19 protein-coding genes are annotated in these 16,223 nt (G+C 63.2%); 1 reads left to right on the forward strand and 18 read right to left on the reverse strand.

All coding sequences use genetic code 11. From position 1 onward, the window contains the following. Window positions 1-162: 162 nt before the first annotated feature. The 13 genes from phnP to phnC all read right to left on the reverse strand — a co-directional run bounded on the left by phnP (window position 163) and on the right by phnC (window position 10,619). Complete coding sequence (phnP, locus tag QF043_RS19735) at window positions 163-912, reverse strand: phosphonate metabolism protein PhnP (protein ID WP_307419877.1); 750 nt, start codon at window positions 910-912, stop codon at window positions 163-165. Continuing rightward, entirely contained in the window at window positions 903-1,475 is a 573-nt protein-coding gene (gene phnN, locus QF043_RS19740; protein ID WP_307419878.1) for a phosphonate metabolism protein/1,5-bisphosphokinase (PRPP-forming) PhnN, read from the reverse strand. Before phnN ends, phnP begins: the two co-directional genes overlap by 10 nt. Beyond that, the gene (locus QF043_RS19745) at window positions 1,475-2,620 is read right to left on the reverse strand and encodes an alpha-D-ribose 1-methylphosphonate 5-triphosphate diphosphatase (protein WP_307419879.1); all 1,146 of its coding nucleotides are present in this window, start codon (window positions 2,618-2,620) and stop codon (window positions 1,475-1,477) included. Before QF043_RS19745 ends, phnN begins: the two co-directional genes overlap by 1 nt. Next, window positions 2,610-3,332 carry a phosphonate C-P lyase system protein PhnL gene (gene phnL, locus QF043_RS19750; RefSeq protein WP_307419880.1) on the reverse strand — a complete coding sequence of 241 codons (723 nt, stop codon included), beginning with the start codon at window positions 3,330-3,332 and terminating at the stop codon, window positions 2,610-2,612. Before phnL ends, QF043_RS19745 begins: the two co-directional genes overlap by 11 nt. Continuing rightward, entirely contained in the window at window positions 3,329-4,138 is an 810-nt protein-coding gene (phnK, locus tag QF043_RS19755; RefSeq protein ID WP_178076321.1) for a phosphonate C-P lyase system protein PhnK, read from the reverse strand. The genes phnL and phnK overlap by 4 nt, the downstream gene beginning before the upstream one ends. Next, window positions 4,099-4,965 carry an alpha-D-ribose 1-methylphosphonate 5-phosphate C-P-lyase PhnJ gene (locus QF043_RS19760; RefSeq protein ID WP_307419881.1) on the reverse strand — a complete coding sequence of 289 codons (867 nt, stop codon included), beginning with the start codon at window positions 4,963-4,965 and terminating at the stop codon, window positions 4,099-4,101. The genes phnK and QF043_RS19760 overlap by 40 nt, the downstream gene beginning before the upstream one ends. Then, window positions 4,958-6,034, reverse strand: a complete 1,077-nt coding sequence (locus QF043_RS19765) for a carbon-phosphorus lyase complex subunit PhnI (RefSeq protein ID WP_307419883.1) — start codon at window positions 6,032-6,034, stop codon at window positions 4,958-4,960. Before QF043_RS19765 ends, QF043_RS19760 begins: the two co-directional genes overlap by 8 nt. Beyond that, window positions 6,034-6,624: a phosphonate C-P lyase system protein PhnH gene (phnH, locus tag QF043_RS19770; protein ID WP_307419885.1), complete on the reverse strand. Its 591-nt coding sequence runs from the start codon at window positions 6,622-6,624 to the stop codon at window positions 6,034-6,036. The genes QF043_RS19765 and phnH overlap by 1 nt, the downstream gene beginning before the upstream one ends. Further along, window positions 6,624-7,061 carry a phosphonate C-P lyase system protein PhnG gene (gene phnG / locus QF043_RS19775; RefSeq protein ID WP_307421452.1) on the reverse strand — a complete coding sequence of 146 codons (438 nt, stop codon included), beginning with the start codon at window positions 7,059-7,061 and terminating at the stop codon, window positions 6,624-6,626. The genes phnH and phnG overlap by 1 nt, the downstream gene beginning before the upstream one ends. Before the next feature lie 3 nt (window positions 7,062-7,064). Beyond that, the gene (gene phnF / locus QF043_RS19780) at window positions 7,065-7,769 is read right to left on the reverse strand and encodes a phosphonate metabolism transcriptional regulator PhnF (RefSeq protein ID WP_074854437.1); all 705 of its coding nucleotides are present in this window, start codon (window positions 7,767-7,769) and stop codon (window positions 7,065-7,067) included. Window positions 7,770-7,805: 36 nt separating this feature from the next. Further along, complete coding sequence (phnE, locus tag QF043_RS19785; RefSeq protein WP_307419886.1) at window positions 7,806-8,588, reverse strand: phosphonate ABC transporter, permease protein PhnE; 783 nt, start codon at window positions 8,586-8,588, stop codon at window positions 7,806-7,808. A 163-nt stretch (window positions 8,589-8,751) separates the two neighbouring features. Further along, window positions 8,752-9,753, reverse strand: a complete 1,002-nt coding sequence (phnD, locus tag QF043_RS19790) for a phosphonate ABC transporter substrate-binding protein (protein ID WP_307419888.1) — start codon at window positions 9,751-9,753, stop codon at window positions 8,752-8,754. Window positions 9,754-9,785: 32 nt separating this feature from the next. Beyond that, window positions 9,786-10,619, reverse strand: a complete 834-nt coding sequence (gene phnC, locus QF043_RS19795; RefSeq protein ID WP_307419889.1) for a phosphonate ABC transporter ATP-binding protein — start codon at window positions 10,617-10,619, stop codon at window positions 9,786-9,788. 588 nt (window positions 10,620-11,207) lie between these two features. On the opposite strand from phnC, the gene QF043_RS19800 reads away from it, so the two are divergent. Then, window positions 11,208-11,483, forward strand: a complete 276-nt coding sequence (locus tag QF043_RS19800; protein ID WP_307419890.1) for a DUF6124 family protein — start codon at window positions 11,208-11,210, stop codon at window positions 11,481-11,483. 162 nt (window positions 11,484-11,645) lie between these two features. Here QF043_RS19800 and QF043_RS19805 read toward each other — a convergent pair whose 3' ends face one another. The 5 genes from QF043_RS19805 to QF043_RS19825 are packed head-to-tail and all read right to left on the reverse strand — an operon-like array spanning window position 11,646 to window position 16,222. Then, window positions 11,646-12,038, reverse strand: a complete 393-nt coding sequence (locus QF043_RS19805; RefSeq protein WP_056857144.1) for a hypothetical protein — start codon at window positions 12,036-12,038, stop codon at window positions 11,646-11,648. A gap of 15 nt (window positions 12,039-12,053) precedes the next feature. Continuing rightward, window positions 12,054-13,238, reverse strand: coding sequence for a c-type cytochrome biogenesis protein CcmI (gene ccmI, locus QF043_RS19810; RefSeq protein ID WP_307419891.1), 1,185 nt, complete (start codon window positions 13,236-13,238; stop codon window positions 12,054-12,056). After that, a complete protein-coding gene (locus QF043_RS19815) occupies window positions 13,231-13,704 on the reverse strand; it encodes a cytochrome c-type biogenesis protein (protein ID WP_017136200.1) in 474 nt (157 codons plus the stop codon). Before QF043_RS19815 ends, ccmI begins: the two co-directional genes overlap by 8 nt. After that, window positions 13,701-14,237: a DsbE family thiol:disulfide interchange protein gene (locus tag QF043_RS19820; protein ID WP_219268110.1), complete on the reverse strand. Its 537-nt coding sequence runs from the start codon at window positions 14,235-14,237 to the stop codon at window positions 13,701-13,703. The genes QF043_RS19815 and QF043_RS19820 overlap by 4 nt, the downstream gene beginning before the upstream one ends. Then, entirely contained in the window at window positions 14,234-16,222 is a 1,989-nt protein-coding gene (locus tag QF043_RS19825; protein WP_307419893.1) for a heme lyase CcmF/NrfE family subunit, read from the reverse strand. Before QF043_RS19825 ends, QF043_RS19820 begins: the two co-directional genes overlap by 4 nt. Window position 16,223: the final 1 nt, after the last annotated feature.

Genomic DNA, 16,223 nt, shown 5'->3' on the forward strand with positions numbered 1-16,223 from the left:
AGCGGAACCATAGGCCGCCGTTACCTAAATAACGGATATGTACACCACCGAAGAACGCCCAGCGCAGCAATACCCATGCTGCGATGCAGACACCTCGGTATACCTGATGTACTGCGGTGTCTGCATCGCAGGCAAGCCAGCTCCCACAGGGTTATGCGGGGTTCAAATAATCCGGCCATCCCACGCCACCGTCACATGCCGTGGCAACTCGCGTCGGTGCTCCAGCAGCCACGCATCCAACGTATGCCCTACATGGGTCAGCACGCCCAATTTCGCCCCCGTCTGCCCAATGCTCTGCAACGCCAGCGTCAGGTCATTGTGATTACGCGGCGCTTGCGGCTGCGGCGGCATGGAGCAGTCGAGTACCAACACGTCCAACGGTTCCCGTTGCAACCAGGCCCGCGTGGCCGGCGGCAAGCCCACCGTGTCGGTGAGGTAGGCGATGCGCCGCCCCTCGCCTTCCAACAGATAACCCAAGGTCAGCTTTGAATGCTGCAACGGCAATGCAGTGACGCTCAACTCGCCAAACGTGCGTGTTTCAAACTCGGCAAACGGCTGGCTGAAATCGAGAATGCCCGGATGTTTGTAAAGGTCGGACAAACCCTCCGGGTCGGCGGGGCCGTGTACCGGAATGATCAAGCCCTGGCCCCAGCGCAAGTGCAACAAACCCTGAGCGTGATCGGCGTGATAGTGGGTCTGCAAAATCCCGTTGAAGCTGCGCGGCGGGAAGCGTTCGCAGAGGTCGGGCAAGCCGCTGTCGATCAACCAGCGCTGGTCGCCGCACTCGATCAACGCGCTGCACGGGCGGCGGCGCAGGCTGGCATCGGTGCGCGCCAAACCGCACGCCGCGCACTCGCAGCCATACACCGGAACTTGCCGCGCGTCACCGGTGCCCAGCAAGGTCAGGCGCATGCGGTATGCCCGTGATCGAGGCAGCAGAGCAAGCGCTCGACGGTGTTTTCCAGCGGGCCGGAATTGTCGAGCACGAACAAGCCGGCGCCATTGCCCGCGATCAAATCGGCGGTGAACCGCGCATTGCGCGCCAGGCGTTCCTCGATATCGGCCTGGGACTCGCGCCCGCGCGCCGTCAGGCGCTGGCGCAACACGGCCTGATCCACCGTCAATAGCAGCACCAGCAAGCTCGGATAGCGCTCACGGGTTTGCGCCAGATACGCACGCGAGCCATTGACCAGCACATCGTCCCCCGCCGCCAGCCATTCGTCGATGGCCTTGGGAATGCCATACGACAAGCCATTGGCCTGCCAACTGAGGGCAAACGCGCCCTCGGCCAGCAGCGCGGCGAACTGTTCCGGGCTCACCCCTTGCGCGGCCTCGCCCACCGCTTCCGGCGAACGGGTGATCACCCGGCGCACAATGCGGCAGCCGCGCTCGGCCAAGCGCGGGCGTGCGGCATCCAGCAGGCTGTCCTTGCCCGAACCGGATGGCCCGATGAGATAGATCAACCTGCCTGCCATCAAAACACCCTCTTCGCCTGTCGCCAGACTTGTTGCACCACAGGAAGCCCCTCGCAGCGACGGGCCTGCACCAAATCCGCTCGCAGGCCTAGCGCGATTTCACCGCGATCCGCCAGGCCTGCCGCTCGCGCAGGCGCCAGGCTGATCATCTTGACGGCCCGCGACAGGTCGCCGCCATCCTGTTGATCGGCCAGCACAAAGGCCGCCTGCAACAGGCTGGCCGGGTAGTAATCACTGGAAAGTATATCCAGCAATCCCTCGGCGGCCAGGCCGGCGGCGGCCACATTACCCGAGTGCGACCCGCCGCGCACCACGTTCGGCGCGCCCATCAACACTTTCATGTTCAGTGCCTGGCAGCCCTTGGCCGCCTCAAGCGTGGTGGGGAATTCAGCAATGGTCATGCCATAGCCCGCCGACTCCTCCACGTGCGACAGCGTCGCGTCGTCGTGGCTGGCCACCGACAGGCCGCGTTCCAGGCAATGCGCAACAATGGCGGCGCGATAGCGGTCGCTGTATTCCTTGGAATTGGCCATTTGCAGCACGATAAACGCGTCCATGGTTTCGTCGTTGAGGTGGTACTTGCCCATGTAGTACTCACGGTACTTGGATTCGAGCACGAACTGGCGCTGGCCCGGCGAATGGTCCATCACCGACACCAGACGCACCCGCGGGTTTTCCACCAGGTCGCGGAACACGCTGAGGGTGTCCGGGTGGCACAGCTCGCAGCGCAGGTGCAGATGGTGCTCGGCGCGGGTCAAGCCGGCATCTTCGGCCTGGGCGATCGCATCGAGCATCGCCGGCAGCTTCTTCATGCGGTTGCCCTTGGGGTTCACATCGCCGATCGACACCGCGTCGAACACCGTGGTGATCCCCGCCGCGATGATTTGCGCATCATGGCTGAGCACCGCCGAGATCGACGGCCAGTCCACGCCGGGGCGCGGGGTCATGTGTTTTTCCAGGTTGTCAGTGTGCAGCTCCACCAGGCCCGGCAGCAGGCAATCACCGCCCAAATCCTGGGCCTGGGGCAACTGGCTGCGGCCTTCGGCGATGTCGACAAGCTTGCCGTCGCGCAGCACCACCGTGCCCAGGAACATGCGCTCAGCCGTGACGACCTGGGCATTGGTGAGGATCTGTTCAGCGGGCATGGGCGTATTCCTCTTCGGCAACGGCTGCAGGGGTCATGTCGAAATGGCGGTCGGCGACCGCTTCACGGGCGGCGCGGTCGTGGAGGATGCCGATCAGCGCCGCGCCGGCGGCCTTGGCTTCGTTCATCAGTTCCAGCACCACCTGGCGGTTGTTGTCATCCAGGGACGCGGTAGGTTCGTCCAGCAACATGACCGGCCAGGCGACCATGAAGCCGCGGGCGATGTTGACGCGCTGTTGTTCGCCACCGGAGAAGGTGCCGGGCGCCAATTGCCACAAGCGCTGCGGAATGTTCAGGCGCGTGAGCAACAGTTCGGCGCGGGCCTGCGCATCGGCCTTCGACCAGCCACGCGCCAGGGCTGGCTCCATCACCACGTCCAGACAGGCCACGCGAGGGATGACGCGCAGAAACTGGCTAACATAACCAAGGGTCTGCTGGCGCACCTGGAGAATGTCACGCGGCTCGGCGCCGACCAGCTCCAGCCACGCACCGGCATGCTGCACACGGATGCTGCCGCCCGCCGGCAGGTAGTTGCCGTACAGGGTACGCAGCAAGGTGCTTTTACCCGCGCCGGACTGGCCATGCAGCACCAGGCATTCACCGCCCTGCACGCTGAATGCCACACCGCGCAGCACGTTGAGCACCACGCCGTGTTGCTGATGCAGGGTGAAGGTTTTCGAGAGGTCACGGACCTCGATCAAGGCATTTGTCATGGTTGCAATACCGAAGACACCAGCAGTTGAGAGTAAGGGTGCTGTGGATCGTCGAGGATCTGGTCAGTGAGCCCGGTTTCCACCACGCGGGAGCGGCGCATCACCATCAGGCGGTCGGCGAGCAAACGCGCAACGGCCAGGTCGTGGGTGACGATCACCACCGCCAGATCCAGCTCACGCACCAGGCCGCGCAACAGGTCGAGCAGGCGCGCTTGCACCGACACGTCCAGGCCGCCGGTGGGCTCGTCCATAAACACCAGGCGCGGGCTGGAGACGAGGTTGCGGGCGATTTGCAGGCGCTGCTGCATGCCGCCCGAGAAGGTGCGCGGCAAATCGTCGATGCGCTGCGGGTCGATTTCCACCTGGCCGAGCCAATCCAGACCGGCGCCGCGCAGTTGCGCATAGTTGCGCACGCCTTGGGCCATCAGGCGTTCGCCGATGTTGGCGCCGGCTGACACGCCCATGCGCAGGCCGTCCCGTGGGTTCTGCTCGACAAAACCCCATTCGGTGCGCAGCAACGTGCGGCGTTCGGCTTCACTGGCGCTGTACAAATCCAGCCATTCGCCGTCCTTGCTGCGGTAGCCGATGCTGCCGGCTTGCGGCGGCAAACGCCCGCTCAGCAGCGAGAGCAAGGTGGATTTACCCGAGCCGGACTCGCCGACAATCCCCAGCACTTCGCCGGGGTACAGATCGAAACTCACGCCCTGGCAACCCTTCTCCGGGCCATACAAAAGCGACAGGTCACGCACTTGCAATAACGGCTGGCTCACTGGTTGTTCTCCTTGACCCGTTGGGCGCAATACCAGGTGTCGGAACACACAAAACTCTGGGTGCCCGCGTCGTCGAGAATCAGCTCATCGAGAAAGGAATCGTGGCTGCCGCAAATGGCGCAGTTGTGTTGCCACTGCTGCACTTCGAACGGATGGTCTTCAAAGTCCAGGCTGGTGACCTGGGTGTACGGCGGCACCGCGTACAGGCGTTTTTCGCGACCGGCGCCGAACAGCATCAGCGCCGGGCTCATGTCGAGTTTGGGGTTGTCGAATTTGGGGATCGGCGACGGGTCCATCACGTAGCGCTCATCGACCATCACCGGGTACGCGTAGCTGGTGGCGATATGGCCGAAGGTGGCGATGTCCTCAAAGAGTTTGACGTGCATCACCCCGTAATCATTCAGGGCGTGCATGGTGCGCGTCTCGGTTTCCGAGGGTTCGATAAAGCGCAGCGGCTCGGGAATCGGTACCTGGTAAACCATGATCTGACCGGCCTGCAGCGCCGTTTCCGGGATGCGGTGGCGGGTCTGGATCACGCTGGCGTCGGGCGTGGCTTCGGTGGTGGCAACCCCCGCCGTGCGGGCGAAAAAGCGCCGGATCGACACGGCATTGGTGGTGTCGTCGGCGCCCTGGTCGATCACCTTGAGCACGTCCTTATCACCCAGGATCGCGGCGGTCAATTGCATGCCGCCGGTGCCCCAGCCGTAGGGCAATGGCATTTCGCGGCCGCCAAACGGCACTTGGTAACCGGGGATCGCCACGGCCTTGAGCAAGGCGCGGCGGATCATGCGTTTGGTCTGTTCATCGAGGTAGGCGAAGTTGTACGCCGGGTCGCGCACAGCCGCTTGGGTCAAGTCATTCATGGCGGGTGCCCTCGGCCGGTTGGCGCAGTTTGCGGATCAGTTCCAGCTCGGACTGGAAGTCCACGTAGTGAGGCAATTTGAGGTGCGAGACAAAACCCGCCGCCTCGACGTTGTCGCAGTGGGCCAGCACAAATTCTTCACGCTGGGCCGGTGAAACAACTTCTTCGTTGTACTCCCCGGCGCGCAGCGAGCGGTCGACCAGCGCCATGCCCATGGCCTTGCGCTCGGCATGCCCGAACGCCAAGCCGTAACCACGGGTGAACTGCGCCAGCTCAGTGGCCGAGCCGACGAACTGGTTGACCATCTCGCACTCGGTGACTTCGATACTGCCCAGGCAGATGGGAAAGCCCAGCTCTTCGGGGTCGATCCACACCTCGACGTCGCCGATGCGAATCTCACCGGCAAACGGGTGATTGCGGCCGTAACCGCGTTGCGTCGAATAGCCCAGCGCCAACAGAAAACCCTCGTCGCCACGGGCCAGGGCTTGCAGGCGCTCGGCACGGCTGGCCGGGTATTCCAACGGGTCGCGGGTGATGTCGGCGACGCTGGCGTTGTCGTCGGCTTCGTTTTTGATCAAGCCTTCTTTGGCGAGCAAACCGAGCACCCGTGGGCAAGCTTCAACCTGCGCATCCGCCGTGGTCTGCGGGCCTGGGTATTCACCTTCGGCCAGCAGCGAAAAATCCAGCAGGCGGTGGGTGTAGTCGAAGGTCGGGCCGAGCAGTTGGCCGCCGGGCACGTCCTTGAAGGTGGCCGACAGGCGCCGGCTCAAGCACATCTGCGACGTATCAATCGGCAGGCTCGGGCTGAAACGCGGCAGCGTGGTGCGGTAGGCGCGCAGCAGGAAGATCGCCTCGACCAAATCCCCTGCCGACTGCTTGATCGCCAGCGCAGCCAGCTCTTGGTCGAACAACGAGCCTTCGGTCATTACCCGCGCCACCGCCAGCGGCAATTGCTCGCGGATTTGCCTCACGCTCAATTCAGGAATGGCCGTATCGCCCCGGCGTTTTTTTGCCAGCAGGCGGTGGGCATTGTCGATGGCCTGTTCGCCACCTTTGACGGCTACGTACATCAGGCGTGCTCCTGTGCAATGCGGCTGCTGCGCGGCAGGCCGATCAGGTGGTGGCCGGCGGTGAACAACAGGTCCAGACCACGCGGGAAGGCTTCGCGGCGTTGGCGCTCTTGCCAGAAGGCTTGCGGCACCGGCAGGTTGACCAGGCGCTGGGTTTTGATTCCTGGGCCGCGCCAGTGCAGGCCGCGACCGGATTCCAGGTCGGTGAGCTGAACCAGCAAGGTGCAGGACTGATCCGGGTAACGGTCATTGCCGTGGTCGAAGCCGCCGAGGTCGAGCAGGTCTTGCTCGCCCAGCAGCGCGAACACCGCGTCTTCGCGTTTATCGGTGAGCGCGCAACCGCAGTGGAAGGCCAGGTTGGCGCGGATCAGCGGCGTGTCGAAGCTCGGCGCCAGCCACAGCGGCGTGTCCATATCCAGCAGCGCCAGGCACAGCGCGTAAGTAGCGGGCGCCAGGCCGTCGAGGCATGGCGCGCACGGCAGAGGCTGGATCAAACCGGGTTCGGCCAGCGCCTTGAGGGCCGCACGAAAACCGCGTTGGGCATCCAGCACCGGCTCGACAAACGCCGGTTGCAACAGTTGAGCGTTCATCAGTTTTCTCCTCGCACCAGGGTGAAGAACTCGACCTTGGTGGCAGCGGTGTCGGCTTGTTTTTCGGCGCGGCGTTTGGCTTGGGCAGTGGCCAATGCGGTGATCAAGTCGCTGAGCCACAGGCTCGGTTGCGTGCCTTGCAGATGGGCATCGGCCAACGCGGCCAGCTCGGCATGCAGCTTGTCGCGCCCGGCCAGGTAGCTGTAGCCGGTGCGGCCGTCGGCCAGGCGCACCACGCAGCGGGTCACGCTCATTTCGCCGACGTTGAAAGCCGCGCCGTCACCGCCCATGCGCCCGCGCACCAGGGTCATGCCGATTTCCGGGGCGCGGATCAGTTGGTAATCGGCGTCTTTCAACGCGGCCTCAAAGGGTTGCAGTTCATTGAGCTGGGCGCGGGCTAATACGCCGATCCAATGTTGTCGCGGGGACACATTCATCATTCAAGTCACCACTTGGTACTGAAAGCGATCCGAACGGCTGGTGGACTGCGCCAGCTCCACCGGGCGGCCGTCGCGATCGCAGGAAAGGGTAAACACCGTGAGGGCCGGCAAGTGCCGAGGCATCATCAGCAGCGCGGCTTCATCACGGTTGGGCAACCGCGCCCCGATCAGGCTTTGGGTGCGGGTCAGCGGCAGCGCTCGTTCACGCAGGTACTGGCGCAGGGAGCCGCCGGTGTAATCGGCCAGCAACGGCGCACGGCTGGCGCAGTAGCGATGGCGGATCAGGCTGACGGGCTGGTGGTCGAGCTTGCGCAGGGTTTGCAGTTCGATCATCGGCGCCATCTCGGCGATGCCCAAATGCTCGGCTTCGTCGCGGCTGGCGTAGCAGTAGCGGCGCTTGAGCAACACCGCCTCAACGCCCACGCCCTGGGCCGACAGCGATTGGCTGTAGGAGGTCTCGGCGCCCATCGAGTAAATCAGCGGGCGGTCGAGCACCTGGGTGCCCTTGCCCTGACGGCGCAACAGGCTGCCTTCGAACACCAGCTCGTCGATGGCGCGGCGCAAGGTGTGGCGGTTGACGCCAAAACGCTCGGCCATGTGCACCTCGCCGGGCAGGAAGTCACCGGCCTGGTAGCTGCTCAATTCACGGCGCAGGATATCCGCGAGTTCGCGGTACACCGGCTCATCTTGTCTAGACAACTGCATGCTTAAAAAAAGCGCCGCGCGGGCACCCCTCCGGCGTCAGATGAACTGCTTGCGCAGGCGTTGGGACAGCACGTCGATACTGCTCACCACCACGATGATCACCAGCAGCACCGCGCAGGTTTGTACAAATTGGAAGGCGCGGATGTTTTCCCAGAGGATCACGCCGATCCCGCCGGCGCCGACCATGCCCACCACGGTGGCCGAGCGCACATTGGCTTCGAAGCGGTACAGCGCGTAGCTCACCCACAGCGGCATCACTTGCGGGATCACGCCGTAGATCACTTCCTGCAAGGCACTTGCGCCGGTGGCACGCACACCTTCTACCGGGCCTGGGTCGATGGCTTCGACGGCTTCGGCAAACAGCTTGGCGAGCACGCCGGTGGTGCTGATCCACAAGGCCAAAACACCGGCGAAAGGACCGAGGCCGACGGCGACCACAAACAACATGGCGAACACCATTTCATTGATGGAGCGGAAGGCGTCCATCACGCGGCGCAGCGGTTGGTGGACCCACCACGGGGTGATGTTGTCGGCGCACAAGATGCCCAACGGCACCGAGCAGACGATGGCCAGCACCGTGCCCCACAGGGCGATTTGTACGGTGACGATCATCTCCTTGAGGTAGGAGCGCCATTCATGGAAGTCGGGCGGGAAGAAGTCGGCGGCGAAGGTCGCCATGTTTCCGGAATCGCGGTACAGCGCCAGCGGGTTCATCTCGGCGCCGTGCCAGGCCCAAGCCAGCAGGACCAGGAACAGGCCCCAGCCGAGGTATTGCGGCCAGGTTCTTTTACCCACTGCTTCGGCATGCAAGGTAGTCATGGGTCACTCTCGGTAAAGGTTGGAACTGGGCTTAATGTGGGAGCAGGCTTGTGTGGGAGCGGGCTTGCTCGCGAATGCGGTGTATCAGTCGCTGGATGTGTTGAATGACACACCGCTTTCGCGAGCAAGCCCGCTCCCACATTGACCCGGTTCCTACAGGGGGTTAGCCGTTGGCTGCGGTCTTCTTGTCCAGCTCGGAGATGCGCTGTTGCAGCTTGGCCAGGTCAGCATCGATGTCGGCGAGCTTCTTGGCTTTGTCGGCCGCTTCCAGCTTGTCGTCTGCACTGATGGTGGTGCGCTGCTTGAACAACTCCAGCTGGCGGATCGGCAGCAGTTGGTCGTCGTTGGAGGCGAGGAACTTGCCCAGTTGCATGTTCTTCAGCACCGCCTTCTCTTCATCGGTGTCGCCATAGTGGGCAAAGAAGTCGCGGATCTTGGTTTTCTCGCTGTCCGTCAGCGCCTTGCTCCACACCATGGGGTCAGCCGGGATCAGCGGCGATTTCCAGATCACCTTGAGCATCGCGGCTTTGTCCGGCTGGGTGACTTCCAGGCGGTCCCAGCTTTCGGTGTTGAAGGTGGCCACGTCCAACTGCCCCTTGGCCACGCTGAGTGCGTTGACTTCATGGCTGGAGTTGAGCGTGCGTTTGAACGCGGTGGCGGCATCCACATGGTTCTTGGCGAACACGTAGTAGCCCGGCACCAGGTAGCCCGAGGTGGAGTTCGGGTCACCGTTGCCGAAGGTCAGGTTCTTGGCGTTCTTGAGCATGTCGTCGACGTTGTTGATCGGGCTGTCCTTGCGCACGATCAGCACGCTCCAGTAACCGGCAGCGCCGTTGGCGGCGGCGGTCTGGGCGAAGATCTCGCCGTTGGAACGGTCCACCGCTTCCATCGCGGCCTTGTTGCCCAGCCAGGCCACGTCGACCTTGTTAAAGCGCATGCCCTGGATCAACCCGGCGTAGTCGGAGGCGAAGGTGGCGTTGATGGTCAGGCCGGTCTTCTTGTGCATGTCATCCAAAAATGGCTGCCAGATGCTCTTGAGGTTCTGCGAAGACTCGGTGGACATGATGCCGAAGTTGATGGCTTTGTCGGCGGCCTGGGCAGTGCCCATGACGGCGCCGGCCAGCAACACCGCAGACAGAAACACGTGGCCGATACGGTTCAACATGGACGGAATTCCTGTGGGTCGTGAGTAGGGTTTCAAGCGCGCGCCATGGCCAGCCGAGGCGTGGCGACGGCTGTGCGGGTCTGGTCGGAAAACATCAGGCTGGTGTCGACGTCGGCACCGTACAAATCGTTGAGGAACTGGCTGCTCATGGCGCTGCCCTGCCCGTCGAAATGAATCCGCCCACCTTTAAGGGCCACGGCACGCGGGCAATAACGCATGGCGTAATCGACTTGATGCAGGGTCACCACCACGGTCTTGCCGTCGCGGCGGTTGATGTCGGCGAGGATCTCCATGACCTTGCGCGCCGACTCCGGGTCCAGCGAGGCAATAGGCTCATCGGCGAGGATGACTTCGGCGCGCTGGGTCAATGCGCGGGCAATCGCCACACGCTGCTGCTGGCCGCCGGACAAGGTCGAAGCGCGCTGCCCGGCGAGGTCGGCCAAGCCCACGCGGGCGAGGGATTGGAGGGCAAACGCCTTTTCCTCGGCATTGAACACACCGAGGTTGCCGCGCCAGCGCGGCATACGGCCCAGGCAGCCGAGCAATACGTTGTCGAGTACGCTCAGGCGATTGACCAGGTTGAACTGCTGGAAGATGTAGCCGATGTCTGCGCGCAACCGCCGCACCTTGCCATTCAAGCGTCCACTGGCCTGCACCTCCCGGCCCAACACCGTGACGCTGCCGCCGTTGCTCTTGTCGCAACAGGCCAGGCCGGCCAAGTGGCGCAACAAGGTGGACTTGCCGGAGCCGGAAGCGCCAATCAGCGCGACCATCTCACCGGATGCAATGGTGAGTTCGAGGTCGACCAATGCGGATTTCTTCGCAAAGGTCTTGTTCAAGTGATCGACATGGATAGCGTGAGTCATGGGCTTCTCTGTCTGGTTTGAACAGCCACACAAGGGCTGCGGTTGAGTTCAAACGACAGTAGGCGCGGGAGGTGTCAGTGCTATTACTTGCACATGACTGCACGGGGGCGGATTGATGAAGGTTTTGTGAAAGGTTGCCAAGCCACCGCAATCCCCTGTGGCGAGGGAGCTTGCTCCCGCTGGGCTGCGAAGCGGCCCCAAAAAACGACGGGCGCGGTGTGTCAGGTGGATCGAAGGTGGCTGGGTTGGGACTGCTGCGCAGTCCAGCGGGAGCAAGCTCCCTCGCCACAGGGTGGGGGGGGGCAGTTGTGGGACCTGCCCTACACATCTTTCAGGTTGCGTCCGAGCAACCTCGCCGCTAACCTTCGCGGGTCGCTGCAAAATCAGCGAACGGGTGTGGTAGCCCGGTTCTTTCATAGATCCCCAAAACGCTTACGGGCGTTTTTTTGTGCGGGCTGCTTTGTGGCGGCTGTGCATGGGAGGCTTCGGCCTGCCGGGTTTCTATGACCGGTCTACCACCCCGTGTACAGTCGCCTCCTTACATCGTGTGGTAGCGAGATGGAGGTGCTCATTCATAGGAGCTTCACCATGAAAAAACTCACGCCTAACCCTCCGCCATCCACTTCGGATGACACTCCACAATCCCCACCCAACCTCATCTTCACCGTCCGCCCCGGCCTCAGTACCGAAGTTGCCTTGAGCAATGCCAGCGAGATGCTGGAATCGGCGACGGTGTGTGCCTACGACTGTGCCGAGCATTTGGACGGCTCAAGCCGCAAACAGGTGCTGGCGGTGGTGCAGATGGTTGAGATTGCGCAGTTGTTGGTGGATCAAGCGCTGAATCGGGAGTGTCCCGTCGCTTGATAGCGCGGTGAACCCCTGTGGGAGCTGGCTTGCCTGCGATGGCGGTGGGTCATTTGGCAGATGGGTCGCTGACACACCGCTATCGCAGGCAAGCCAGCTCCCACAGGGGATTGCGTTTCAAGTCGGGAATAAAGAAGGCGACCTTTCAAAGGTCGCCTTTTGTCATTGCGCGTACTGCTTGCTCAACCCCGGCGGCACGCCGTGCACATCGGTGTCTTCCCACGGCCCATTCGGGCTGATGGAGCGGCTCCAGCCGTTGCTCCAGCGGTAGTAGGTGCGCTGGCGGTAGAAGGTGTCGGGCTGTTCGTCCAGCACGTACACCTGCATCTTGCCGTCCCAGTGGCTGGCAGCCCCAGGCGGCGGGGCGAAGGTCGGCGATTTGCTTGGCACAGGTTTCGGCGGCGGCGTTACCGGGCCGGACGGCTTGGTGCCCGGCTGGGTTGCAGGCCCCGACGGCGGGATGGTCGGGCCGGTGGGCGCGGGAGGCCGGTGGACCGCACAAGCGCTCAAGCCGAGTACCAGGCTGAGCAAGGTGATGCGTGCAAATGCGGTCATAGGCGTTTCCTCGAATTATTTGTCCGGAGTGTCGATGGTCAGCTGCTGCAGCGCAGTGGTGGTGCTGGCCAAGGGTTGGCTGCGGCCGATCCACTCGCCAGTGGTCGGCTGACCGGCCCGGGATATGCGCGCAACCAGTTGGACTTCGGGGAAGTTCGACAGTTTCAACTGCGGCATCATTGCGTCCGCATCGCCCAGTTCGACGGTGACCGGCAGTTCAGCCACGGTGACACGCTTGGCCGCCAACGGCGCCGGTGGGCCGTTTACCGCACGGGCGAAGATAAACACGCTGTCTGTAGGCAGGGCTTTGGCCTTCACCTCGGGGGCCAGGTCCACGCGCACTTTCATCACGGTTTTTGCCGCAACGGTGCCACCGCTTTCCTTGAGCTTCTCGGCCGCGCGGTCGATACCACCTTGCAGCGCGACACGGGAGTTGTCTTCCGGTGGCAACTGGGCCAACAGGCGGTTCCAGTAGTCGATGGCTTCCTGATAACGCTGGCCTTCAAAGGCGGCGATACCCAACAGGCCGAGGCTGGTGACTTCCTTGGGGTCGAGCTTCAAGGCTTCATCGGTCAGCGCCTGCACCTTGGGCGACCATTGTTTGTTGTCGGCAAAGTACTGCGCCTGCGCCCACTGGCCGAGCAGTTCGGGCTGGCGACCGGCGAGTGCGACGGTGCGTTCGAAGATCTTGGCGGCATCGGCCGAACGGTCCTGAGCCATGTAGGCGCGGCCGAGGAAGTACAAGCCCTCCGCCGAGTCCGGCTGGGCGGCGGCGGCGCGCTCCAGGCGGCGGGTCATGTCTTGCATCGACACCGGCGGCTGGGAGAATTCGCGGGTCAGTTCGACCTTGTCGCTCGCCCCGTAATGCAGGTACAGCGCAACGCCCAGGACCGGCACGAGAAACGCCGCCAATAACGGCAGTGGTTTGCCCAGGCGCGATTCACGCGGCTTTTCCACACCTTCAGTATCAGCCAGCAACTCGCGCGCAGCCTCGGCACGGCCGGTGTCGAGTTGCGCGGCATTCAGTACACCTTCGTCCTGCTGCACTTGCAGCTCGGCCACACGTTCTTGGTAGAGCGCCACGTTCAGCGCGGTGCGATCCTCTTCACGCTGGGCACGGCGGCCGCGCAGTACAGGGATCAACAGGAAACTCAGGGCAATCAGGAGCAGCAACCCTGCTGCGAGCCAAAAATCAATCATCAGTCTTGGTGTCCAGCAATTGGTCGAGGCGTTTGCGCTCATCGGGAGACAGCGCATCGGAACCATCAGTAGGCGCGGCGCGGCGGCGGCGCACGATCACGGCCATCACCACTACACCGGCCAGCAACAGCCCGGCAGGGCCGAACCAGAGCAGCGCGGTCTTGCCGGTGAGGGCCGGTTTGTAACGCACGAAATCGCCGTAGCGGTCGACCATGAAGTCGATGATCTGCTGGTTGTCCTTGCCCTCCCCCAGCATGCGGAAGATCTCTTTGCGCAGGTCAGCGGCGATCGGGGCGTTGGAGTCGGCGATGTCCTGGTTCTGGCATTTGGGGCAGCGCAGTTCCTTGGTCAGTTCGCGGAAACGCTCGCGGTCACCGTCCTTGGCGAATTCGTAGGTGTCGATGGCCGCATGGGCAACGCCAACCAGTCCAAGTGCCAACACAGCAGCGGCTAACAGACGCTTCATGGCTTGGCCTCATCGACCAGTGCCTGGTACTTGGCCGCCAGTTGCTCGCGCCAGACCACTTCGTCGATCACGCCGACATACTTGTCGCGGATCACGCCCTTGGCATCGATAAAGAAGGTTTCCGGGGCGCCGTACACACCGAGGTTGAGGCCCAGGTTGCCGTCCTCATCGCGGATATCCAGCTGATAAGGGTTGTGGAACTCGGCCAGCCACTTCAAGGCCGCCGCATTGTCGTCCTTGTAGTTGATGCCGTAGATCACCACGCCCTGCTCGGCCAGTTTGTTCAGCACCGGGTGTTCAACGCGGCAGGAGATGCACCAGGTGCCCCACACGTTGACCAGCGCCGGTTTGCCCAGCAGGTCGGCCTGGGTCAGGGTTTTATCGCCCTGCACCGTCGGCAGGCTGAACGCCGGGAAGGGTTTGCCGATCATCGCCGAAGGCAACTCGGCCGGGTCCAGGTACAAGCCACGATACAAAAACACGGCCATCACCAGAAAGGCCGCCAGCGGCAACACCATCAACCAACGCTTCATGCCGCCGCTCCTTGCAGGCCGAGGGCTTCACGCACGCGGCTTTTGACCTTGACCCGATAACGCCGATCCAGCGCGGCCAGCAACCCGCCGAAACCGGTGAGCAGGCCGCCGAACCAGATCCAGCGTACGAACGGTTTCACATGCACGCGTACTGCCCAGGCGCCGTCGCCCAAGGGTTCACCCAGCGCCACATACAGGTCGCGGGTGAAACCGGCGTCGATACCGGCTTCGGTCATCATCGAGCTTTGCACGGTGTACAGGCGTTTTTCCGGGTGCAGCACCGCCACTTCCTTGCCGTTGCGCACCACCCGCACAGTACCTTTGTCGGACGTGAAGTTCGGGCCTTCAAAGTGCTTGGCGCCTTCGAAGATAAAGTGGTAACCGGCCAGGTCCATGGACTCACCCGGCGCCAGGCGCAGGTCGCGCTCGGCGCTGTTCTGGCTGGACAGCACCACGCCGAGGGCGCACACGGCGATGCCGATGTGGGCGACCTGCATGCCCCAGTAACTGCGGGTCAATGTTGGCAGACCTTTGATCAGGCCTTTGTGGCGGGTCTTGTCGAAGATGTCGCGCACGCCGGCCAGCAATACCCAGGCAGCCAGCAGGAAGGTGGCCAGCACCGCCCAGTTGAAGTCGCCATAAGCGAAACCAGCGAACACCGCCAAAGCCACACTGCCCAGCAGCACCGGCATCAGCATGCCCGCCAGCCATTTCACCGGTGTGTCTTTCCAGCGCACCAGCACACCAACGGCCATGACCACCATCAACAGGCCCATCAACGGGATAAACAACGCGTTGAAGTACGGCGGGCCGACGGACAGCTTGGCGCCGCTCAAAGCGTCGAGCACCAAGGGGTACAAGGTGCCAAGCAGGATCATCGAGGCGGCCACCACCAGCACCAGGTTATTGCCCAGCAGCAGGGTTTCGCGCGACCACAGGTTAAAGCCGACCTGGCTCTTGACCACCGGCGCACGCAACGCAAACAGGGTGAGCGAGCCACCGACCACAAACAGCAGGAAGATCAGGATGAATACGCCGCGCTCCGGGTCGGACGCAAAGGCATGCACCGACGTGAGCACGCCCGAACGCACCAGGAAAGTACCCAGCAGGCTGAGGGAAAACGCCGCGATAGCCAGCAACACTGTCCAGCTTTTGAACACGCCGCGTTTTTCGGTGACCGCCAGCGAGTGAATCAAGGCGGTGCCGACCAACCAAGGCATGAAGGACGCATTTTCTACTGGGTCCCAGAACCACCAGCCGCCCCAGCCAAGTTCGTAGTAAGCCCACCACGAACCGAGGGTGATACCGATACCAAGGAACGCCCAGGCGACGATGGTCCACGGCCGCGACCAGCGCGCCCAGGCTGCATCGAGGCGCCCGCCGAGCAAGGCGGCGATGGCGAACGCAAAGGCCACGGAAAAACCGACGTAGCCCATGTAGAGCATCGGCGGGTGCACGATCAGGCCAATGTCTTGCAGCAACGGGTTGAGGTCATGCCCGTTCGCCGGGATCTGCGGCAGGATGCGCGTGAACGGGTTGGAGGTCATGATCAAAAACAGCAGGAAGCCGATGCTGATCATGCCCATCACCGCCAGCACGCGGGCCAGCATGACTTGCGGCAGTTGGCGCGAGAACACCGACACGGCAAAGGTCCAGCCGCCGAGGATCAAGGCCCACAGCAGCAACGAACCTTCGTGGGCGCCCCACACGGCGCTGAACTTGTAGTACCACGGCAAGGCGCTGTTGGAGTTATTGGCCACGTAGGCGACAGAAAAGTCGTCGGTCATAAAGGCGTAGGTCAGGCAGCCGAATGCGAACACCAGGAACGCGAACTGGCCCCAGGCAGCCGGCTGCGCCAGGCTCATCCACAGGCGGTCGCCGCGCCAGGCGCCGAGCAACGGCACCACGGCCTGGACGATGGCAAAACACAGGGCGAGGATCATCGCCAACTGGCCCAGCTCCGGAATAAACAGTGCGGACGTCATG

It is taken from the genome of Pseudomonas sp. W3I7 (assembly GCF_030816095.1).
Classification (GTDB): Bacteria; Pseudomonadota; Gammaproteobacteria; order Pseudomonadales; family Pseudomonadaceae; genus Aquipseudomonas; species Aquipseudomonas salomonii.